We start from the raw sequence: 21051 nt of genomic DNA, 5'->3' as shown, positions 1-21051 counted from the left end.
ACGGCGAAAAGAAAAACGGCAGCGAATGCTGGCTAGTGTGGGTGCCATGAGCACAACACGAATGACAGCATTTGTTTCCGGCCGCGTCCAAGGAGTCGGCTTCCGCTGGTGGACCCGCAGCCGTGCCCTTGAACTGGGGTTGTCCGGTTACGCGAAAAACCTGCAGGACGGCCGGGTGGAAGTGGTTGCGGAAGGGGAACAGGGGGACGTCGATAAGCTTCTTGCTCTTCTTGAGGAACAGCCTACGAGCACCGACCGCCCCGGCGAAGTCACCGCGGTTGTTCCGCAGTACAGCGAGCCGAAGGGCGCTACAGGCTTCGAGGAGCGCTAGGCACAGAGCCGTTCGGTAAGATCACCACAATGCACCTGACATCGCTGACGCTCAAAGGATTCAAGTCCTTCGCGTCCGCGACGACGATGAAATTCGAGCCAGGCATCTGCGCGGTCGTCGGGCCGAACGGCTCAGGCAAGTCGAATGTGGTGGATGCCCTCGCCTGGGTCATGGGCGAGCAGGGCGCGAAGAACCTCCGCGGCGGAAAGATGGAGGACGTCATCTTCGCGGGCGCCGGGGAGCGCAAACAGCTCGGCCGCGCGGAAGTCACGCTGACCTTCGACAACACCGACGGCAGGCTGCCGATCGACTATTCGGAAGTGGCCATCACCCGCCGCATGTTCAGGGACGGTGCCAGCGAGTACGAGATCAACGGCTCCAAAGCGCGCCTGATGGATATCCAGGAGCTGTTGTCAGATTCGGGCATCGGACGCGAGATGCACATCATCGTGGGCCAGGGCAAGCTCAACGAGATCCTCGAGTCCCGTCCGGAGGACCGCCGCGCGTTCATCGAGGAAGCGGCAGGCGTACTCAAGCACCGTCGCCGCCGCGAGAAAGCGCAGCGCAAACTCACCGGCATGCGGGCCAACCTCGACCGCCTCACCGACCTCACTGATGAGCTGGGCAAACAGCTCAAACCGCTGGCGCGCCAAGCCAAGACTGCTCAACGCGCGGCGACCGTGCAGGCGGACGTCCGTGACGCCCGATTGCGCCTCGCGGGGTACCAGGTGGTCACTCTGAGAGCATCGCTTGACGACGCTGCACGTGCCGCCCACCTCCACGCCCAGCAGGTGGAGACCGTGACAGAACAGCTCGCGGAAGCTGAAGCTCATCAAAGTGAAGTCGAACAGTTGCATTCCGCTGCGTCCGCGAATTCGGAGCGAGCCCAGCAGTTGTGGTTCGGTCTGTCGTCCTTGGCGGAGCGAACATCCGCGACCCTGCGCATCGCCACGGAACGCGCGTCGCATGTTGGCGGCATCACCGAGTACCGCGGTCAGGATCCTGATGAATTGATCGCGCGTGCGGAGCGCGCTGAGCAACAGCACGCGGATGCGTTCGCCGCGTTTGAAAAGGCTGAGACCCAGCGCGTGAACACGGTGGCACGGGTGGAGGAGCTGGCCGAGAAGGCCAAAGCTGCCGAGGTCGAGCACATGGCGCAGGTGCGCGCGATCGCCGACCGGCGCGAAGGCGTTGTGCGCCTGCTTGCGCAGGAGGAGAGCCACGTCGCAGCGGTTGAGAACATGAGGCAGGAGATCGAGCGGCTCGCAGCTGCCGCAGACGAGACCCGCGTGCGTGCGCAGGAGGCCGCTGGGGAAGTACAGGCTGCCGCTGAGAAGGTTGCTAAATGCGCTCGGGGCCGCGAGCCGCTCGAAAACGCCCACGTCCGCGCCACCGCCGAAGCCGATGCTGCCGAGCAACGTCTCGAGCAGCTGCGCACGGAGCAGAAGGCGCGGGAGAAAACGGTGTACTCGCTGTCGGCGCGCATTGCCACGCTCAGCGAGACAGCACCCGTGGCGGAGGCCGCCGACGTGCTGGGAGACGCATTCGCGCCGTTGGCCGACCGAATGAAACCCGGTAGCGGAGTGGAGAAAGCCCTCGCAGCGGCTCTCGGCGCGCACGCGGAAGCACTTGTGGGAGACCTGGCGTCGGGAGCTGATAGCGCCGATGGTGATGAAGTCGCTGAGAGCGCTGAGGGCGCTGCTGCTGTCGCGGCAAAGCTGCGTGGAGCATCCCGCGCCGTCGTTGTGGACACCTCCGCGGGCGGCGCATCCTGGCGCCTGGAAGGAACGCCCCCGGCCGGGACGTCCTGGCTGCTCGACCACGTCACGCTCGACGACTCTGTGGCCGGGCCCATTACCCGTCTGCTTGTCGACGTCGTCCTTGTCGACGATGTCGCCGCCGCGCGCCGGGCTGTCCGCGACGATCCTCGTCTTCGCGCCGTGACGCCGGATGGAATTGTGGTCGGTGAGGGCTGGCTCGCTGCTGGTTCAGGGGGAGCATCCAGCGTGGAGGTCGCGGCCCAGATCGAGTCCGCCAGCAGTGAACTCGAGAATGCGCAACGTAGACTCGACGAGCTCTCCGGGACCCTCGAAGGGGCGAAGATCGCGGCGGAGGAAGCCCGCGTGGCCGCGGCAACAGCCAAGGCTGCGCTCAGGGAGCACGACGCGACGGCAGAAGCGTGGAAACGCGATCACCAGCGCCTGGTCAAACAGGCAGAGCAGGCCACTGCACGGCACGAGAAGTCAGCCGAACAAGCCACCGAGGCGGACATTCGGCTCAGCGGCCGGGAGAAAGCACTCGCCGAGGTCCGCGACCGGCTCTCGCGGGTGGAACGCCCAGAGAGCGACGAGGAAGCCGACGCGACCGCACGCGACGAAGCGAATGCGGCACTTTCCGCGGTCCGCGCGGAAGAAATGGATGCCACGCTCGCAGCGCGTGCCGCCCAGCAGGCGGTGGAAAACGTGGCGGGGAGGGGAGCAGCGTTGCGCCGGCAAGCCGAGCACGAGCGCCAGGCCAAGGCGCGGCACGACGCCGCAATGACCCGCAAGCGGGCGCAGGCTGAGCTGGCCCAGGCAGTTGCCGAACTCGCGGGCGATCTCGCCGACCGCATTTCCGTTTCACTGGAAGGTGCTACGCAGCGGCGCGACGAACTCGCGGCGGACGTGAAGCAGCTCGCCGCCCGCCAGACACAGGCACGCGAGAAGGTCAGTGCACTGCGGCAGCAGCTCGCCCGGCTCGGCGACACCTCCCACGCCGCCGACATCGCGCGCGAGCAGGCGCAGGTGCGCATCGACGAAGCCGAAGCGAAGATCACCGAGCAACTCGGGATCGCCATCGACGATCTTCTCGCGGATTACACACCCGCCGACGACTTCGACGAGGCTGGCGAGAAAAAGCACCTGAAAAAGGCGGAAAAGGATCTCGCCGCGCTGGGCAAGGTCAACCCGCTGGCGCTCGAGGAGTACAAGGCGCTCGAGGAGCGCTACAGCTTCCTGTCCACCCAACTTGCCGATGTGGTCCAGGCGAGGAAGGACCTGGCGGGGGTGATCGAAGACGTCGATAAGCAGATCCTGCAATTGTTCACCGACGCGTGGCACGACGTCGAACGCGAATTCCCGCGCGTGTTCCAGACGCTGTTCCCGGGCGGCGAAGCGCGCCTGTTGCTCACCGACCCGTCTGACATGCTCACCACCGGCATCGAGATCGAGGCGCGTCCGCCCGGCAAGAAAGTCAAGCGGCTATCGCTTTTGTCCGGCGGCGAGAAATCGCTGACCGCGCTGGCGATGCTCGTGGCCATTTTCCGCGCACGCCCGAGCCCCTTCTACGTGCTCGACGAGGTCGAGGCCGCGCTTGACGACGTCAATCTCCGCCGCCTCATCGCTCTCCTCGAAGAACTGCGCGAAGATTCGCAGCTCATCGTCATCACGCACCAAAAGCCCACCATGGACGTGGCCAACGTGCTCTACGGCGTGACCATGCGCGGCGACGGCGTCACACGCGTGATCTCCCAACGCATGAGTCCCGCTCCCCGCGAAACAGCCGATTAGCTTCTTCCCATGCCGTGATTCGGTGGCACTATGGGGAACATGACCAATTCAACTGTTCTGTGGGTTGTCATCGCCGTCATCGTGGCGCTGCTCATCATCGTGGGCATCGTTGTCGTTGTGGGCAACAACCGCAAGAAATCCAAGACCGTCTCCTTTGAAAAGAAGGAGCCGGAGCAGCAGAAAGAGCTCACCCAACAGGAGAAGTCCGGCAACTACCAGGCCAAGGGGGGCTTCAACTTCGCACCCGCCGGCGCACCGACAGCCGAGAAAGAGCCCGTGCGTATCGACGAACCGTTGAACTCCGACCGTCCCTCGAAGCCCGCCCCGGATGCCGGTGCCGCGGGAATTGCGGGTTCTGGGGCTGCCGGTGCCACTGCCGCTGCTGCCGCCTCCGGCAAGCCCGATGCGACCGCGCAGGAGAAGCCCGCTGCTGAGACGGTGAAGGAGCAGGACCCAGCCCCTGCGCAGGCCACCGACCAGGTCGTGGGTCCGGCCGAAACCGACGCAGAGACCGAAGCCGAGACTGTGCTGATCGAGCCCGACCCGGAAGAAGTTGAACCGGTGGAGCTCGCGAACGCACAGGCAGTCGATTCTGAACCGGTTGTGAACGCTGACAATGCCGCAGCCGCAGACGAAGCTGCAGTTACGGCCGGGACTGGGGCTGGCTCCGAGGCAGACACCGGGGCACAAGCTGCAGACGAAGCGCAAAAGGCGGAAGCGCAAGAAGCGGAAGCGCAGGAGGCGGCTGAAGCGGCCCGTACCACGGCGGACGCAGCTGAGGAGGCACGTGAGCAGACTCCGGTGCCCGCTCCGGCAGAGGCCACCGAAGAAACCGCGGACAGCGTCATCGAGACCGAACCGGTCCCTGAGGAGCAGCTCGACGACATCGAGCCGGCGGCGGGTCGTATCGGCAAACTGCGTGGGCGCCTGTCCCGCTCCCAGAACGCGATCGGGCAGGGGCTGCTCGGCATTCTCTCCGCAGGCGATCTCGATGAAGATGCATGGGAGGAGATCGAGGACACACTCATCATGGCGGACCTCGGTGCCGAGCTGACTATGAAGGTGACCGAATCGTTGCGCGAGAAGATCGCCGAGCGCGGCGTGTCCAGCGAAGACGAAGCTCGCGCCATGCTGCGTGAGACGCTCATCGAGGCCGGAAAACCTGAGCTGGATCGTTCCATCAGGGCGATGCCGAACAATGGTAAACCCGCCGTCATCCTCGTCGTTGGCGTCAACGGCACCGGCAAAACCACGACTACCGGCAAGCTCGCCCGCGTCCTCATTTCCATGGGGCACAGTGTGGTGCTCGGCGCGGCTGACACCTTCCGCGCGGCGGCTGCAGACCAGCTTGAGACATGGGGCCGTCGTGTGGGTGCGTCGACTGTCCGTGGCAAGGAGGGGGCGGACCCAGCATCCGTCGCCTTCGATGCTGTGAAGACGGGTGTCGAGCAACAGGCGGATGTCGTGCTCATCGACACCGCCGGGCGCCTGCACACCTCCACCGGACTCATGGACCAACTGGGCAAGGTCAAGCGCGTGGTGGAGAAGAAATCCCAGGTCGACGAGGTGCTCTTGGTACTCGACGCCACTGTCGGCCAGAACGGCCTGATGCAGGCCCGCGTTTTCAAGGACGTCGTCGAGATCACCGGTGTTGTCCTGACCAAGCTGGACGGAACTGCCAAGGGCGGCATTGTCTTCCAGGTCCAGGAGGAGCTCGGAGTGCCCGTCAAGCTCGTCGGACTCGGCGAGGGCGCGGACGATCTCGCTCCGTTCGAAGTGGAGGGATTCGTCGACGCGCTGCTCGGCTAGTCAGTAGTGGCACGCGGTTCGAGGTGCACCTCTCGAACGACATATTCGATACGCATAATTGAATGAAAGTGCGGCATAAGTGTGACTTGTGTCGCATTTTCGTCGGTTTGGGACTTCTCTAGGTTCACGTTGTTTTCGGTTGGCTAAACCACTCCAACCATTCCGACGAGATCCTGTGAGGTGATGAAGGTGATACCCGAACACGCTGCCACGGTGGCAGTCGAGTTCTACCGCGGTGCGCGGTATTCCTCGCCGTACGTGGCCAAGCTCAAGGTCGAGGTCGTGGTCACAGATACCCAATTGGATGCGGCGGTGGACGCCATTTTGTCGTCGGCATGCACCGGCGAGGTCGGTGACGGCAAGATTTGGGTGTCGCCCGTTGAGCGCGTCATCCGCGTGCGCACGGGTGAGACGGACGAAGCCGCTATCGTCGATTAGTGTGGCTAAGGGCCTGTGCTTATCAGTGCAGCGCCCAGGCGCGCTAGGGTATAGGGAAGTTTCTGTCTTCAACCCTCTACCGTTCTCCAAGGAGCGTGCCACTCGTGTTCGAGTCATTGTCCGACCGCTTGCAAACAGCGCTCAAAGGTCTGCGCGGCAAGGGCAAACTCACGGAAGAGGACATCAACGCCACTGCCCGTGAGATCCGTATCGCCCTGCTCGAGGCCGATGTGTCCTTGCCGGTCGTCCGCGCCTTCATCAAACGCGTCAAGGAACGCGCTCTCGGCGCCGACGTGTCGGAGGCGCTCAACCCGGCGCAGCAAGTCATCAAAATTGTCGACGAGGAGCTCACGAACATCCTCGGCGGCGAGACCCGCCGGTTGAACCTGGCCAAGAACCCGCCGACCGTGATCATGCTCGCCGGTCTGCAGGGTGCAGGTAAGACCACACTCGCGGGCAAGCTCGCCCTCCACCTGACCAAGCAGGGGCACACCCCGATGCTGGTTGCCTGCGATTTGCAGCGTCCGGGGGCGGTGCAGCAGCTGGAGATCGTGGGCAAGCGTGCCGGCGTTCCCACTTTCGCGCCGGACCCTGGCACCTCGCTCGACTCGGGCGACCACGAAATGGGCACGTCCCACGGCGACCCCGTCGAGGTGGCCAAGGCGTCGATCGAGGAAGCGCGCCGCACCCACGCCGACGTGGTCATCATCGATACCGCAGGTCGCCTGGGTATCGACGAAACCCTGATGACGCAGGCGCGCAACATTCGCGACGCTGTCAACCCCGACGAAGTCCTCTTCGTCATCGATGCGATGATCGGCCAGGACGCCGTGGCCACCGCGCAGGCCTTCGCCGACGGTGTTGATTTCACCGGCGTGGTCTTGACCAAGCTCGACGGTGATGCCCGCGGTGGTGCGGCTCTATCCATCCGTGAGGTCACCGGCAAGCCGATCCTATTCGCGTCCACAGGCGAGAAACTCGAGGACTTCGACGTTTTCCACCCGGACCGCATGTCCAGCCGCATCCTCGGCATGGGCGACTTGCTCTCCCTGATCGAGCAAGCCGAAGCGACGATGGACCAGCAAAAGGCGGAAGAAGCCGCCATGAAGCTGGGCTCCGGTGAGCTCACCCTCGAGGACTTCCTCGACCAGCTGCTGATGATCCGGCGTATGGGGCCGATCGGCAACCTGCTGAAGATGATGCCCGGCGGCAAGCAGATGAACGAGATGGCCGACATGGTCGACGAAAAGCAGCTCGACCGCATTCAGGCCATTATCCGCGGCATGACCCCGCAGGAGCGCGAGGATCCGAAGATCCTCAACGCTTCCCGCCGCAAGCGCATTGCGAACGGTTCTGGTGTCACCGTCGCAGAGGTGAATCAGCTAGTTGAGCGCTTCTTCGAAGCGAAGAAGATGATGGGCAAGATGGCCAGCCAGTTCGGTCTGTCTGGCATGCCGGGCATGGGCGGAATGCCAGGGATGGGGCGCTCTGCCACGAAGAAGAAGCCGAAAGGCCGCAAAGGCAAGAACGGCAAGCGCAAGCCCGCCAAGAAGGGTGGAGGCCCGAAGATGCCGGGCATGGGCGGAATGCCGGGTATGCCGGGTATGGATCAGCTCGATCCCGCCCAACTGCGCAAAATGCAGGAGCAGCTGCCACCAGGGATGGACGGCATCGACCTGAACAACCTCGACTTCAACGAGGCCATGAAACGCATGGGCAAGGGCAAGTAAGCCCAGGGGATGGCCCTTCCGCTACGTGTCCACGAGCGGGAGGGCCTTTTCATTGCTCAGTATTGCTCGCCGAGTTCAGGGAAGATCTCCGGTTCCGGCTCCACGCTCGGCTTGCCGACGCCCCCCGTGTCCGCTCCCTACGCCTGAGTCCCCGCGAGCACGCCCTTTTCCGGGTCGAGCTTCGGGCCGTCCTCCAAGCCTTTAACAGGGGTGCCCAGAGCCGTGAAAATCTCTTGCAGTTTCGCCCAGATCAGCGGGGCGGTGGTCGCGACGAACGCGTTGGACACATGGTTCTGGTCGCGGTAGACGTACACGTTGCCAATGATGGGCGGGCACAGTTCTTCTTCGCAGTACCACTCAGATGTGTCCAAACCCCATTGCTTGTTCTCCGGGAAGAGATACTCAGCTGACGGGTCCGCACCGCCGTACACCGTTTCGCGGAGAGTCGAGCAGGACTTCACGGTGTTGCCTGCGACCAGGCACTCATTCGGGTCCATGTGTTCGCCCTCACGACTGAAAACCCACGGGTTATCGCGGAGTCCAAGGAACGGGATGTCGTTGGCCTGGAGCTCTTCCCACACGCTGGCGTAGGAATATGGGACGGAGTCTGGTCCGGGGCTACCCTCGCCAGCGCGCCCGACGGGTCGGGTGGCGGTGGAGATAGCCAGGTCGGGCTGGAGCTCAATGATCCGGTCGAACGCCAGCCGCGACCATTGGGCGCACTCCGGACTCACTGTGTCCAAGTCGTCCAGAATGAGAGGGCATGCTTGGCGCACGATAGGAATGACCTTGAACCCGTGTTCGCGCCCGAGTTGGTCCAGCGGGATGATCCATGGTTCTGAATGAGATCCGCCGAAGAGGACGACGGTCGTCTCCGCCTCCGGGTCGCCCCACACGCACTGCGGCCCCGGCAGCATGTCTGAGGGCTGATCCATGAAGATGATGCAGTTGTTGTCCGCTGTCGGCGGGAAGATGTCCGCGATTAGCGCTGGGTCGGGCTCCGGGTTCACTTCTGGGACTTCCGACCCGAAGTGAGCCATAGCACCCGGGTACTCGCTGGAGGCGAGATTGAAATCTGCGTTGTTGACCTGGCGGGCGTAGATCGGCTGAATGGACAGCAATCCCAGAAGTAGCGCACCGATCAACGCTCCGCCGACTGCGCGGCCACGGCCTTCAAAGGTCTGCAAGCTCGCGCGTGCCTTCTTCACCGGCGCGTCGGTGGCCTTGGGGCGTTTGCCATGTTGACGCAGCGGGTCCTCCACAAGGGTGTAGGTGAGGTGCGCCAGGCACAGTGAAAGCGCAATGACGAGAACGCCAAGAGCCACCGTCGGTGTCGGGCGCCCCGACTTCACCGTAAACAGGATGAGAAGTGGCCAGTGCCACAGGTACAGCGAATACGCGACCTTGCCCAGCCACAGGATCGGGCCCGACGACAGGACGCGGGCCACTGGCTGGTCCGGCCCCGCCATGACGACAAGGGCCGCACCCAGCAGCGGAATCAAAGCGGCCGGCCCCGGGAAGGCGAGGGACGTGGTGATGATCGCGCCCGTCGCCGCGATGGCTGCGACACCGAGACCGGCGGCGAGTCCGCGCAGTTTTTCCGGAATGAGATTAGTCACCGGCAACATGGCCAAGAGTGCACCGAAAGCCAACTCCCACAGCCGCGACGGGAACTCGTAGTAATTCTTCGGGGTGCCCACCAACCCATGCCGCGATGCGTATGCGAACGATGCCACTGTCAGCACAACCAGCACAGCGATGATGCCGCGGCGCAGCTTCTCGGTAGCCACGCCGCGTCGGCTGGCCAGGAATGCCACGATGATCCCCACCGTGATAGCGAAGACATAGAACTGGCCCTGCACGCTCATGGACCACAGGTGTTGTAGTGGTGAGGTCTCCGCACCTGCCGCAGCGTAATCGAGGTTCTGCGACGCCAGCTCGTAGTTCTGGAAATACAGGACTGAGGCGGTGAATTGCCGGGCCAGGTCATTGCTCATGATCTCCGGCGTCAACCACTTGATACCCGCAAAAATCGCCGCCAGAACAATCGCGAGGGCGGGGAGCAGGCGGCGCGCCGTGCGCCAGAATGGCCACCACGGATTCAATGAGGGATTCGGGCGCATCGCGTACCGGAGCTGAGAACCCATGAAGAAGTAGCCCGACAACAGAAGGAACACGTCAACACCACCGGAAACGCGGCCGACGAAAACGTGGAACAGCACGACCAAACCAATTGCGACACCGCGCAATCCATCGAGATCGTTCCGGTACGCTTGCTTCGGCGCAGGCTTGGAGGCCTTTTCTTGCTGGGCGGTAACCGTGGTCGTCATTGCGTGAAAATCCGTTGCGTCAAGAGGGGAATGAGACTGATGGTGGACAGCTTGCGGTCTTGTCCGCGACACACTGCCGCCAGTCCCGGCTTTTCTGGGGTTTCTGGGTCTTCCCGTGCAGACCTTACCGCTGAAGGCGGCCAATCCCGTTAACCCGCACGATGTTTTGGTTATCAGGAGTAGACGGGGGTAAGGTACTTCGGGTCGATGCGCACTTGACAGCATTTCCCGCCGAGTACGCCACGGCAAAACTGCGTTAGCGCCGGAAGCGGCACAACCTCCGGAGGGTCGGAGATCACACCGGCCGGCCAGTCACACGCAGGTGAAACTCAAGGGCTGAACCGGCTCGTCGATAGGCGGCGAGCGTCTGCACTGCCCAGTGACCACGTAAGGACTTTTGAATCATGGCTGTAAAGATCAAGCTGCAGCGTCTGGGTAAGATCCGCAACGCCCAGTACCGTGTTGTCGTCGCCGATGCCCGCACCCGCCGCGACGGCCGCGTCATCGAGAACATCGGTATCTACCACCCGAAGGAAGAGCCGTCGCTCATCCAGATCGACTCTGAGCGCGCCCAGTACTGGCTCGGTGTCGGCGCACAGCCGACCGAACCGGTGCTCGCTCTGCTGAAGGTCACCGGTGACTGGCAGAAGCACAAGGGTGAGGAAGGCGCCGAGGGCACCCTCAAGGTCGCCGAGGAGAAGCCGTCCAAACTCGACCTGTTCAACCAGGCTCTCGAGGAGGCATCCAACGGCCCGACCGCTGAGGCCATCACCGAGAAGCGCAAGAAGGCCAAGGAAGAGGCTGAGGCTAAGGCAGCTGCCGAGGCTGCCGCTGAGGCAGAGGCTCAGGCTGCCGAGTCCGAGGACGCCGAAGCTCCGGCTGAGGATGCCGAGGCTGAGGAGAACTAAGAGAACTAAGCGGAACGCTAAACTGCGTCCCGTCCACCTCCCCAGACGTAAACTGGGAAGAGCAAGAATATGTTCTTTCCCAACGTCTAGGGAGGTTTTCTCATGTCACGCACCTATCTGATCACCGGAGGTACCGGCGGCATCGGTAAAGCCACCGCGGAGCTTCTGCGCTCACGTGGCGAGAAGGTCATCACCGCAGACATCAAAGGCGCGGATATCAACTGCGACCTGACCACGGCAGAGGGCCGCGAAGAGCTGGCGGAGAAGACGCGCGAGCTCTCCGGAGGGCAGCTCAACGCCGTCATCGCGAACGCGGGTATGCAGGCGCCTATCGCCAAGACAGTTCAGGTGAACTACTTCGGTGCCGTGGCCACGCTCGACGGTGTGTACGACCTGCTCGCGGCGTCCGACAACCCGCGTGCCGTCGTCACGGCGTCCATGGCTTCCCTTCAGCCGACCGACGTCGAGCTGCTCAATGCCCTTTTGGATAACGATGAGGAGCGCGCAGTCGCCCGAGGCACGGAGCTCGCGGAAGCGGGGCCGCGCGAGGGGTACGCCAACTACTCCGCTTCCAAGCAGGCGATCGCGCGTTGGGTGCGCCGCAACGCCCCGACGCAGAAGTGGGCCGGCGCCGGCATCGCACTCAACGCCATCGCCCCGGCTGTCGTTGTGTCCCCGATGACGGAGGAGCTGCGGAACAGCAAGGAGGGCCTGGCCCAGTTGGAGCAGGTGCCCATGCCACTCAACGGCTGGCTCGAGCCGGAGCAGGCGGCCGCCATGCTCGCCTTCCTCACCAGCGTGGAGAACACTCACCTGTGCGGCCAGGTCATTTTCGTCGACGGCGGATACGACGCGATCACCCGCGGCGACTCGACGTGGTAACTCGGCCTGAGAAGAGGTTGGTAGCCTGTTAAAGCATGCAGCTATTGATCGGCAAGGTGGTCAAATCTCACGGCGTTAAAGGAGAGGTCGCCGTCGAGGTGACCACCGATGACCCGGAGATCCGCTACGCCGTCGGTGAGGTTCTCCACGGCACACAAGCGGGCAAGGAGCGCGACTTGACCATCGCGTCGGTGCGCCCGCACCAGAAACGCCTGCTTGTCACATTCGAGGAGATCCCTGACCGCACGGCTGCCGATTCGTTGCGGGGCATGCAGTTCTTCGCCGAGCCGCTCGAGCGCGCCGAGGACGCGGACGAGGACGAGTTCTACGACCACGAACTCATCGGCTTGCGCGTGCTTATCGACGGCACACCCGCCGGCACCGTCACCGGCGTCACCCACACCCCCGGCCGCCAACTGCTCGAGGTGGAGATGGACGGCCGGGAAGTCCTGATTCCGTTCGTCATCGACATCGTCCCCGAAGTCGATCTGGAGGAAGGATTCCTCGTGGCAACCCCGCCGGAGGGTCTACTGGAGCTGTGAGTGCGATGAGGCTGGATGTCATCACGATTTTCCCGGAGTACCTCGAACCGCTGCGCCACGCGCTGCTAGGTAAGGCTATCGAGCAGGGGATTCTCTCCGTCGGCGTGCACGATCTGCGCGACTGGGCGACCGGAAACCACAAGTCTGTGGACGCGCCGCCTTTGGGCGGCGGACCCGGCATGGTCATGCTGCCGGAGGTCTGGGGCAGTGCACTCGACGATGTGGCTACCGGTCGCGCAGGCACCGAGCTGGCTACCGCCGTCGCGCACCGCAACGACAAGCTGCGCCACGACGATGTCGAGCAGGTCGCCCCGCGTCCCTACCCAGCTGGCAGAGACGGGGCGAATACTGCGCCTACGCCGAATACGGCGAATAAGGCGCATAGAGCTGATGGGGCGCAGCCGGCGCATTCGGAGTATGAGGACGAGGACGATAGCAAACCCCTGCTGCTGGTTCCCACTCCCGCCGGCACTCCCTTCACCCAGGCGGATGCCCAGGCGTGGTCGCGCGAGGAGCACATCGTCTTCGCTTGCGGCCGCTACGAGGGGATCGACCAACGCGTCTTCGACGATGCACGGAGAAACTACCGGGTGAGAGAGGTATCCATCGGCGACTACGTGCTCATCGGCGGGGAAGTGGCCGTGCTCGTCATCGCGGAAGCAGTGACCCGCCTCGTTCCCGGAGTGCTGGGAAACACCGAAAGCCACGAGGAAGACAGCTTCTCCGACGGACTGCTCGAGGGCCCGTCGTACACAAGACCACGGCAGTGGCGCGGCATCGACGTTCCGGAGGTGCTGCTATCGGGGGACCACGGCAAGATCGCTCGTTGGAGACGCGACCAGTCGCTCGAGCGCACCCGGCACGTGAGACCGGACCTCATTGAGCGCGCACGCAGAGAGAACCTGCTGGACAAGGACGACTTGTTCACACTCGACGCGCAGGAGCTGTCCACCGACATCGCCGTGATCATGAACGCCGTGGCGTGGGAGAAAACCCGGAACAAGCTGGCCAAGAAACTCCGCCGTGCCGGCTACCTCGCAGACAACATCAGCGTCGAGCTCATGGACACTCGCTGCGAGCCCGACAATATCGTGGTCAACCAATATCTGGCCGCCGAGGACCGCCCACTGCTCGACCCCGTCTACCGCGTTGTCGTCGAAGGACGCTCCACATTGCCGCCGAAGAAAGCCACGGCAGTAGTCGTGGGCGCACTCCCCGGAGTCGAGTACTGGTACGGGACAACGGCAGCTGCGGCCGCCGGGGACGCGGGGAAGAAGAGGACAGGGGAGCCGTCGATAAGCTGAATTTGGAAGCTACCGGCCTCTATGCAAGAATGTTCGGGTCATGTAGCCGACATGAACCAGTTGAGCGCGGACAGCGCCGCTAGGGTCCTCTGTCCAAATCTGAAAAGGAATTCTGCCATGTCCAACGGCATTATCGACAAGGTCGACGCAGGCCAGCTGCGCGACGACATCCCGGACTTCCGCCCCGGCGACACCCTTGGCGTCCACGTTAAGGTCATCGAGGGCAACGTCACCCGTACCCAGCTCTTCGAGGGCTTCGTTGTCCGCCGTCAGGGCTCCGGCATCCGCGAGACGTTCACCGTCCGCAAGATCTCCTTCGGTATCGGTGTGGAGCGTACTTTCCCGGTGCACTCCCCGAACATCGACCACATCGAGGTGCTGCGCCGCGGCCGCGTCCGCCGCGCGAAGCTGTACTACATGCGCGACTTGCGCGGTAAGGCAGCCCGCATCAAGGAGCGTCGCTAAGACGTGCCCGTCGCCCCCTCCCGTTCCCTGCTTCGCCAAAGCGCAACGGGAGGGGGCGTTTCGTTTTCCCGCTGATAAGGTGATTTGCCGTGACTAATAACGCACAGCCCCGACCCCGCCCAGTGCGCCGCCCGCGACCCGAACAGGAGCAGGCGGAAAGGGCTACGCCGTGGTACATCGAGATTCCGCTGGTTGTTGTTCTTACACTCGCACTGATCTTTGTGTTGCAGACATTCGTGGGCCGTGTGTACCTGATTCCTTCGGCATCCATGGAGCCGACGTTGCACGGCTGCGAAGGCTGCAACGGCGACCGCATCTTTGTGCAGAAGGTCAGCTACTACTTCTCCGACCCGGAGCCGGGTGATGTCGTGGTGTTCGAGGGAACGCCGTCGTGGAACACCGGTTACCAGTCCAACCGCTCCGACAACGCCTTTGTGGCCGGTCTTCAGCAGCTCGGCTCCTACGTGGGGTTGGTGGCTCCGGACGAGAACGATCTGGTCAAACGTGTCGTGGCCACCGGCGGGCAGACGGTCTCGTGCCAGGCCGGTGATCCAGCGGTGATGGTGGACGGCCAGCCGATCGACCAGTCGTACATTCTTGAGCCGCCGGCTAATCCCGTTATCGGAGAAGACGGGTCCACCGAGTGCGGCGGCAACTTCTTCGGCCCGATCACGGTACCGGAGGGCAACGTCTTCGTCATGGGCGACAACCGCACGAACTCTGCCGATTCGCGCTACCACTCCGGCGATGAATTCCAGGGCACGATCCCGGAGGAGAACATCCGCGGCAAAGTGTCGTTCATCATTCTGCCGCTGACACGCATCGGGCCTGTCAAGGACCGCGAGATCCAACCGCAGCAGCAGTAGGGTAGCGCGTATGCGCAGACTGAAGCAGCTGCGCACCTACGAGGTCGCGCTGGAAAAAGCCGGATTCGGGCCCGTCGCGGGAATCGACGAAGCAGGCCGGGGAGCGTGCTTCGGCCCCATCACCATTGCAGCATGCGTCCTTCCCTTGCGGCCAATCGCCGCGCTCGAGGGGCTCACAGATTCGAAGCAGCTCACGCATAAGCGCCGCGAGGAGCTGTACACGGCGATCGTGGACACCGCGGTCGCGCATTCGGTCATCCACATTCCCGCCGCGGATATCGACAGCCGCGGAATCCAGAACGCCAACCTCGACGGTGCGCGTCGCGCCATCGCCGCGCTTGGCATCACCCCGGGGTATGTGCTTGTGGACGCCTTCCGCGTCCCCGGCCTCACCGCACCCCAGCTTCCCATTGTTGGCGGGGACTACACCGTCCGCTGCATCGCAGCGGCGAGCGTGTTGGCCAAAGTCAGCCGGGACCGACTGGTCACGGAGATGGGGGAGGAGTACCCGGGGTACGGCGTCGATAAGCATAAAGGCTATTCCACGCGCGCCCACATGGACGCGGTGCGCCGCCACGGAGCGAGTGCCCAGCATCGCTACACTTATGCCAACGTTGCAGCAGCACACGAGACGTACATGAGGAGCACCAACGATGAGCGCTGAGGACCTGGACAATTACGAGGCCGAGGTCGAACTGTCCCTCTACCGCGAATACCGCGACGTAGTCAGCCAGTTCTCCTACGTCGTGGAGACGGACCGCCGCTTCTACCTCGCGAACGCAGTCGAGCTCATCCCGCACACCGAGGGCAAGGACGTGTACTACGAGGTCCGCATGTCGGACGCGTGGGTGTGGGACATGTACCGCGCGGTGCGCTTCGTGCGTTACGTGCGGGTGATCACGTACAAGGACGTCAACATCGAGGAGCTGGACAAGCCCGAGATGGTCATCCCCGAGTAATTTTTCGCTTATCGACGGATCCTTCCGCCTCTTCTCCTCGTCTAACTAAGCACAAGCACTTAGTAGATCAGAGGGGATTTTTTCATGAGTCTGCAGCAGGTCCGGCACGACCAGTACATGCTGGGCGCGTACGGGGAATCCAGCGCCGCCGCCTGGTACGAGGAGCTGGGATACGGCGTTCTGCAATTGCGGTACCGCGCGCGCGACGGGGAGATCGACGTGATCGCGCGGGCGCCTGACGGCACGGTGGTGTTCGCGGAGGTGAAAACACGGCGCGGCACCAATTTCGGCGCGGCGGAGGCCGTCACTGAGGTGAAGCTGCGGCGCATCCGGGCGGCGGCGGTGCAGTGGCTGGCGGAGCAGTCCGAGAATTTCGCGTCGGTGCGCTTCGATGTCGTTGAAGTGCTTTTCGACGGTGTGAATGTCTCCTGCCGCATGTACCAGGGGGTCGACGATGGCTCTTGCTAGTACCTGCTCCGCGACTGTCGAAGGGATCGGTGCCCACCTCGTCACCGTCGAGGCCAATGTCGGGCCCGGTCTGCCCGGAATGCACATCGTGGGGTTGGGCGATAAAGCCGTCGGCGAGTCCCGAGAGCGGATCCGCACCGCCGTGGCCAATTCCACGTTGCTCTGGCCCCGCACCAAAGTAATGGTGTCACTCTCGCCGGCGAACCTCCCGAAGGCGGGCTCGCAGTTCGATCTCGCCGTTGCTCTCGCTGTTTTGGCAAGCATGGATCCGCGTGCCGAGCGACGTCTCAAACGGAGCTTGATCGTGGGTGAGCTGGGGCTCGGCGGGCAGCTGCGGCGTGTCGACGGAATACTGCAGATCATTCTCGAGACATTGCACGGCGGTGCCGACGCCGGTGCCGGTGCTGGGACTGGTGCTGATGCCGGGGCCGGGGCTGGCATCGACGAGATTCTCATTCCCGCCAGCAACGCTCATGAAGCCGCGCTGATTGGCCACCCTGCAGTGAAGATCGCGAAAACGCTCACCGAGGCGTGGCAGTGGGTGATCGGGGAGCGGGACCTGCCGGGGCTGGAAACTATCGATCATACGGTGGCACCGGTTCATGCACCGGATTTCCGAGACATCGTCGGCCAGGAGAAGGAGCGCCGCGCGATGGAAGTCGCGGCAGCCGGGGCTCACCACGTTCTCATGATCGGCTCACCAGGTTCGGGGAAGTCGATGCTGGCTGAGCGCCTGCCGTCGATCCTGCCCGACCTGACGCCCAAGCAGGTGGTGGAAGCCACCGCGATCCACTCCATTTCCGGGAACTCGTCCGGCGAGGTCATCGTGCAGGCTCCGTTCGTCGCACCGCACCCGTCGCTGGGGCGAGCTGCTCTGATCGGCGGCGGATCTGGGATCCCGCGGCCCGGGGCAGTCAGCCACGCTCACCACGGTGTGCTGTTTCTCGACGAGGTCAGCGAGATCGACGCGCACACACTCGACGCTCTGCGCGTCCCCCTGGAAAAAGGCGAGGTGCGTCTGACCCGGGCGCGCCGCGAGGTCGTGTACCCCGCAGATTTCCAGCTCGTCATGGCCGCCAACCCGTGCCGGTGCGGTGCGGAGAACGCCGTCGATTGCTCGTGCACGTCCGCCGAGCGGGCAAAATACCTGCGCAACCTATCGGGTCCGCTGCGGGATCGCATCGACATCAGCTTATCGACGTCCTCCGTCGGCGCCCTCGTCTCCTCCCGCGACAACGAGCCATCCGCCGCCATCGCGCAGCGCGTCCTCGCCGCCCGAGACAGGGCGAAGCACCGCTGGTTCCGGGCGGGCCTGTCCGCCGCCACAAATGCTCGAGTGCCGGGGGCAGTGTTGCGTCGGGATTTCCCGGCCACCGACGATGGGATGGGAGTGATCAGCTCTTCTCTCGCCAGCGGCACCATTACGCAGCGCGGAGTCGACCGGCTGCTACGCCTGGCCTGGACAGTTGCGGATCTGGCCGGCGTGGACCAGCCGCGTCTTGCCGAGGTGATGGACGCCCTCGACCTCCGCGCCTCCCGACAGTCGGGGGTGGTGGTCTGATGAGTTCGCTCGAATCCTGGGCCTACTTGAACCGCGTCGTCGAAGGCCCGAACAGGCACATCCAAGCCATGCTCGCAGCCGGGCGCGATGCCGACGAGCTCGCCCACGGCATCCGTCACCGCGCCAGCTGGCTCGCTGAGCTAGGTCCCGCCACCGAGACCCGCTACACCTGGGACCAGCCAGCCGAAGACCTCGCCGCCGCCGAGGAATACGGTTACGCCCTTCTCACCCCCGAATCCACGGAATGGCCCCGAGAGATGATGGGGGAGTCTTTCGGGGCGGCGTTGGCGGGAGCGTCGAAAAGCGGTGCGAAACTTCCTCCCGACGCGTACCCGCCGCATGCCCTGTGGGTGCGCGGCTCTACGGATATCGCGCAGCTGACAGCGAGCGCCGTCGGAATTGTGGGCACCCGCGCCGCGTCCTCCTACGGGCACCACGCCACCGCTGACCTGTCCAAGGGGTTGGTGCGCCACCAGCACACGATCGTGTCCGGCGGCGCACTCGGAATCGACACGGTCGCCCACACCACGGCCCTCGACGCTGGCGGCGCCACCATGGTCGTCGCCGCATGTGGCGCCGGACAATCGTACCCGCGGCGCAACGAGGCACTCTTCACCCGGATCGCTACCGAAGGCGGTGCCGTCATCACCGAGTACCCGCCGGGTGTCACCCCCGACCGCCACCGGTTTCTCACGCGCAACCGCCTCGTCGCTGCGCTCACCCAAGGCACCATCGTCGTTGAGGCGGCGTTTCGCTCCGGCGCTTTGAACACGCTGAAATGGGCCGAGGTTTTCAACCGCCGCGCGATGGCCGTGCCGGGCCCGATCCTCGGGCCAGGTTCGCTGGGCACCAATCTGGCCATCCGCGACGGCCGCGCCATGATGGTGCTCAGCGCCGACGACGCCCACGAGCAACTCAGCCCCGTCGGCACGTCCGATGTCGACGGCCAATACGAGATCGATTTCGCCTCCGATGCCGTCCAGCAGCTCTCGCGTAACGAGCTCCGCGTCTACGACGCCCTCCCACTTACCGACACCGGTGGGATGGAAGCCAGCGACATCGCCCAGGCATGCGGTTTCACGGTGGGACTGACCGTCCACCTACTCATGGATCTCTCCACCACAGGTCTCGTCGCCCGCGAGGGCCAGTTCTGGCGGCGCGTGTAGATCACCCCGCCGCACTGTGCCATGCCTTGCCGTGTGCCCCCGCACCCGTCGTGCGACGCAGCACTATACTGCCGCGAAGAAACCCCGCTGACGGTTTTCATCGCGGCGGTTAATTTTGTGTACGAGACTCTTGTGCACACGGCTCTGGTGCACACGGCTCGCAACGTGGTGACAGAGAGCAGGAAGACAAGGCAGGCGGCGGTGGCAGAGCACATTACCCAGATCGAAGCAGCGATCGACGACTTCGCCGACCACGCCCTCCTAGTCAAAGGACGCTCGCCCGCCACGGTGAGGGGGTACCGCAGCGATTTGCGCACCCTTGTGCCGTTCGCGGCCACCTTCGCCGAGTTCACGCTCCCCACGCTCAGAGCATGGCTTGCCGACGCCCACCGCTCCGGCCTCTCCCGCTCCACCATGGCTCGCCGCACCGCCTCCGCCCGAGCGTTTTCCACCTGGGCTTATGAACGCGGTCACCTCGACTCCGATGTCGCAGCCCGTCTAGCCACCCCTCAGATCAACCGACACCTTCCCGACGTGGTCACACCCGCCCGCGCCGGGCAGCTCGTGGAAGCGGACATCAACGCCGACGCTGCCTCCCCAGAAGCCGCACGCGACCGGGCCATGCTTGAGCTCCTCTACGCAACGGGAATGAGGGTCGCTGAACTTACAGCTCTCGACATCGCCGACATCGACACGTCCAAACACCTTGCCCGGGTGACCGGTAAAGGCAATAAACAGCGCGTCGTGCCTTTCGGGGATAGCGCCACCGCGGCGCTAGAGACGTGGCTCGCGCGACGCGGGGAATTGCTCTCCCCGGACCCCGGCAGCACGGCGGATGCTCACGCACTGTTTCTCGGCTCACGTGGAGGGCGCATCGACCAGCGGCAGGTTCGCCGCGTCGTGGAGCGGGCCGCTCAACGCACCGGCGATAGCGACCTGAGCCCCCACGCCTTACGGCACAGCGCCGCGACACACATGCTTGAGGGCGGGGCAGATCTTCGGGTGGTCCAAGAACTGCTCGGGCACTCCTCACTCCAGACGACGCAGATTTACACCCACGTTTCCGCCCAGCGTCTCAAGAGCGTTTACGACCAGGCGCATCCACGGGCTTGAGGCGGATCTCGGGAGCGTCGAGAAGCGACAGCGGATTGATGTACGCGTCCTTCCCGGTGCGCGCGCCCCAATGCAGGCCGGCATGGTCCCCTGACGCTGGAGCCATCCGACCGATCGGCTCACCCTCCTGCACCTTCTCGCCCGTCCTGACCGTGGCATGCACAGGCTGGTAGGTCGTACGGATACCGTCAGCATGGTCCACCGATACCACCGGCACACCTGCGACCACACCCGTGAACGCGACCACACCGTCCTCCGCCGCGAGAATCTCCTGGCCCGTCCGCGTCGCTAAATCCACACCTCGGTGGCCGGATAGCCAGTTCTTCTCGGGGATCTCCGCTCGCCGAGTCACGTTCGATGCCGATGGAGAACCCGTCGTCGGGTCGACGTACGCGAACGCAGGGGCGGGGCCGGCGACGCCCCACAGCAAAACGAAGCACAAGCTCCACAGCCGCCGCCGTCGTCGTCCGGTGCAGCGGGGCGAGCGCGTTCTTGAGGGCGCAGGCGGCAGTCGAGCCGGGAACCTAGGCAAGTGCTCGATCCGGGAAAGAGCGGCTGAGAAGGAAGAGCGGACTAAGAATCGCGAAGTGTTCATGGGGTCATTGTGAGAGGAAAGGGGACCACGGTGCGT

General features: G+C 64.2%; 19 protein-coding genes. 17 read left to right on the top strand and 2 right to left on the bottom strand.

The window, feature by feature from the left end; translation table 11 throughout:
- Nucleotides 1–46: 46 nt before the first annotated feature.
- The 5 genes from QYQ98_RS02530 (at nt 47) to ffh (ending at nt 7856) form a co-directional block, all read left to right on the top strand.
- Entirely contained in the window at nt 47–331 is a 285-nt protein-coding gene (locus QYQ98_RS02530; protein WP_302007200.1) for an acylphosphatase, read from the top strand.
- Nucleotides 332–360: 29 nt separating this feature from the next.
- On the top strand, nt 361–3879 hold the full coding sequence (smc, locus tag QYQ98_RS02525) for a chromosome segregation protein SMC (protein ID WP_302007199.1): 3519 nt from the start codon (nt 361–363) through the stop codon (nt 3877–3879).
- Between the two features lie 30 nt (nt 3880–3909).
- Nucleotides 3910–5688: a signal recognition particle-docking protein FtsY gene (gene ftsY, locus QYQ98_RS02520; protein ID WP_302007198.1), complete on the top strand. Its 1779-nt coding sequence runs from the start codon at nt 3910–3912 to the stop codon at nt 5686–5688.
- A gap of 183 nt (nt 5689–5871) precedes the next feature.
- On the top strand, nt 5872–6126 hold the full coding sequence (locus QYQ98_RS02515) for a P-II family nitrogen regulator (RefSeq protein ID WP_302007197.1): 255 nt from the start codon (nt 5872–5874) through the stop codon (nt 6124–6126).
- A 104-nt stretch (nt 6127–6230) separates the two neighbouring features.
- Nucleotides 6231–7856, top strand: a complete 1626-nt coding sequence (gene ffh, locus QYQ98_RS02510) for a signal recognition particle protein (protein WP_302007196.1) — start codon at nt 6231–6233, stop codon at nt 7854–7856.
- A gap of 137 nt (nt 7857–7993) precedes the next feature.
- On the opposite strand, the gene QYQ98_RS02505 is transcribed toward ffh, so the two are convergent.
- Nucleotides 7994–10186: an acyltransferase family protein gene (locus tag QYQ98_RS02505; RefSeq protein WP_302007195.1), complete on the bottom strand. Its 2193-nt coding sequence runs from the start codon at nt 10184–10186 to the stop codon at nt 7994–7996.
- 404 nt (nt 10187–10590) lie between these two features.
- Here QYQ98_RS02505 and rpsP point away from each other — a divergent pair, with 404 nt between their 5' ends.
- The 12 genes from rpsP to QYQ98_RS02445 all read left to right on the top strand — a co-directional run bounded on the left by rpsP (nt 10591) and on the right by QYQ98_RS02445 (nt 20420).
- Entirely contained in the window at nt 10591–11094 is a 504-nt protein-coding gene (gene rpsP / locus QYQ98_RS02500; protein ID WP_302007194.1) for a 30S ribosomal protein S16, read from the top strand.
- A 102-nt stretch (nt 11095–11196) separates the two neighbouring features.
- Entirely contained in the window at nt 11197–11976 is a 780-nt protein-coding gene (locus tag QYQ98_RS02495) for an SDR family oxidoreductase (RefSeq protein ID WP_302007193.1), read from the top strand.
- Nucleotides 11977–12011: 35 nt separating this feature from the next.
- Entirely contained in the window at nt 12012–12518 is a 507-nt protein-coding gene (rimM, locus tag QYQ98_RS02490; RefSeq protein WP_302007192.1) for a ribosome maturation factor RimM, read from the top strand.
- A 5-nt stretch (nt 12519–12523) separates the two neighbouring features.
- Complete coding sequence (locus QYQ98_RS02485; protein WP_302007805.1) at nt 12524–13822, top strand: tRNA (guanine(37)-N(1))-methyltransferase; 1299 nt, start codon at nt 12524–12526, stop codon at nt 13820–13822.
- Nucleotides 13823–13939: 117 nt separating this feature from the next.
- Nucleotides 13940–14287, top strand: a complete 348-nt coding sequence (gene rplS, locus QYQ98_RS02480; RefSeq protein WP_076598777.1) for a 50S ribosomal protein L19 — start codon at nt 13940–13942, stop codon at nt 14285–14287.
- A gap of 122 nt (nt 14288–14409) precedes the next feature.
- Nucleotides 14410–15153: a signal peptidase I gene (gene lepB, locus QYQ98_RS02475; RefSeq protein WP_302007804.1), complete on the top strand. Its 744-nt coding sequence runs from the start codon at nt 14410–14412 to the stop codon at nt 15151–15153.
- Nucleotides 15154–15163: 10 nt separating this feature from the next.
- Nucleotides 15164–15817: a ribonuclease HII gene (locus QYQ98_RS02470; protein WP_302007191.1), complete on the top strand. Its 654-nt coding sequence runs from the start codon at nt 15164–15166 to the stop codon at nt 15815–15817.
- Entirely contained in the window at nt 15807–16112 is a 306-nt protein-coding gene (locus QYQ98_RS02465) for a DUF2469 domain-containing protein (protein ID WP_087118156.1), read from the top strand. The genes QYQ98_RS02470 and QYQ98_RS02465 overlap by 11 nt, the downstream gene beginning before the upstream one ends.
- An 84-nt stretch (nt 16113–16196) precedes the next feature.
- Nucleotides 16197–16580, top strand: coding sequence for a YraN family protein (locus QYQ98_RS02460; RefSeq protein WP_302007190.1), 384 nt, complete (start codon nt 16197–16199; stop codon nt 16578–16580).
- Nucleotides 16567–18141, top strand: a complete 1575-nt coding sequence (locus QYQ98_RS02455) for a YifB family Mg chelatase-like AAA ATPase (protein ID WP_302007189.1) — start codon at nt 16567–16569, stop codon at nt 18139–18141. The genes QYQ98_RS02460 and QYQ98_RS02455 overlap by 14 nt, the downstream gene beginning before the upstream one ends.
- Nucleotides 18141–19307: a DNA-processing protein DprA gene (dprA, locus tag QYQ98_RS02450; protein ID WP_302007188.1), complete on the top strand. Its 1167-nt coding sequence runs from the start codon at nt 18141–18143 to the stop codon at nt 19305–19307. Before QYQ98_RS02455 ends, dprA begins: the two co-directional genes overlap by 1 nt.
- Before the next feature lie 201 nt (nt 19308–19508).
- Nucleotides 19509–20420: a tyrosine recombinase XerC gene (locus QYQ98_RS02445; protein WP_302007187.1), complete on the top strand. Its 912-nt coding sequence runs from the start codon at nt 19509–19511 to the stop codon at nt 20418–20420.
- On the opposite strand, the gene QYQ98_RS02440 is transcribed toward QYQ98_RS02445, so the two are convergent.
- Nucleotides 20383–20862, bottom strand: a complete 480-nt coding sequence (locus QYQ98_RS02440; RefSeq protein ID WP_302007186.1) for a M23 family metallopeptidase — start codon at nt 20860–20862, stop codon at nt 20383–20385. The genes QYQ98_RS02445 and QYQ98_RS02440 overlap by 38 nt on opposite strands.
- Nucleotides 20863–21051 lie beyond the last annotated feature (189 nt).

Source organism: Corynebacterium sp. P3-F1, from assembly GCF_030503635.1.
GTDB lineage: Bacteria > Actinomycetota > Actinomycetes > Mycobacteriales > Mycobacteriaceae > Corynebacterium.
The sequence above is the reverse complement of the archived record's forward strand: the minus strand, read 5'-3'. Positions and strand labels throughout refer to the sequence as shown.

Bases quoted from the DNA above. Each gene is read 5' to 3' on its own strand.
- QYQ98_RS02460 (WP_302007190.1), top strand. From the start codon at position 16,197: ATGAGTCTGCAGCAGGTCCGGCACGACCAGTACATGCTGGGCGCGTAC.
- QYQ98_RS02495 (WP_302007193.1), top strand. From the start codon at position 11,197: ATGTCACGCACCTATCTGATCACCGGAGGTACCGGCGGCATCGGTAAA.
- QYQ98_RS02465 (WP_087118156.1), top strand. From the start codon at position 15,807: ATGAGCGCTGAGGACCTGGACAATTACGAGGCCGAGGTCGAACTGTCC.
- QYQ98_RS02530 (WP_302007200.1), top strand. From the start codon at position 47: ATGAGCACAACACGAATGACAGCATTTGTTTCCGGCCGCGTCCAAGGA.
- rplS (WP_076598777.1), top strand. From the start codon at position 13,940: ATGTCCAACGGCATTATCGACAAGGTCGACGCAGGCCAGCTGCGCGAC.
- QYQ98_RS02485 (WP_302007805.1), top strand. From the start codon at position 12,524: ATGAGGCTGGATGTCATCACGATTTTCCCGGAGTACCTCGAACCGCTG.
- QYQ98_RS02470 (WP_302007191.1), top strand. From the start codon at position 15,164: ATGCGCAGACTGAAGCAGCTGCGCACCTACGAGGTCGCGCTGGAAAAA.
- ftsY (WP_302007198.1), top strand. From the start codon at position 3,910: ATGGGGAACATGACCAATTCAACTGTTCTGTGGGTTGTCATCGCCGTC.
- dprA (WP_302007188.1), top strand. From the start codon at position 18,141: ATGAGTTCGCTCGAATCCTGGGCCTACTTGAACCGCGTCGTCGAAGGC.
- QYQ98_RS02505 (WP_302007195.1), bottom strand. From the start codon at position 10,186: ATGACGACCACGGTTACCGCCCAGCAAGAAAAGGCCTCCAAGCCTGCG.
- QYQ98_RS02455 (WP_302007189.1), top strand. From the start codon at position 16,567: ATGGCTCTTGCTAGTACCTGCTCCGCGACTGTCGAAGGGATCGGTGCC.
- rimM (WP_302007192.1), top strand. From the start codon at position 12,012: ATGCAGCTATTGATCGGCAAGGTGGTCAAATCTCACGGCGTTAAAGGA.
- smc (WP_302007199.1), top strand. From the start codon at position 361: ATGCACCTGACATCGCTGACGCTCAAAGGATTCAAGTCCTTCGCGTCC.
- QYQ98_RS02515 (WP_302007197.1), top strand. From the start codon at position 5,872: ATGAAGGTGATACCCGAACACGCTGCCACGGTGGCAGTCGAGTTCTAC.
- rpsP (WP_302007194.1), top strand. From the start codon at position 10,591: ATGGCTGTAAAGATCAAGCTGCAGCGTCTGGGTAAGATCCGCAACGCC.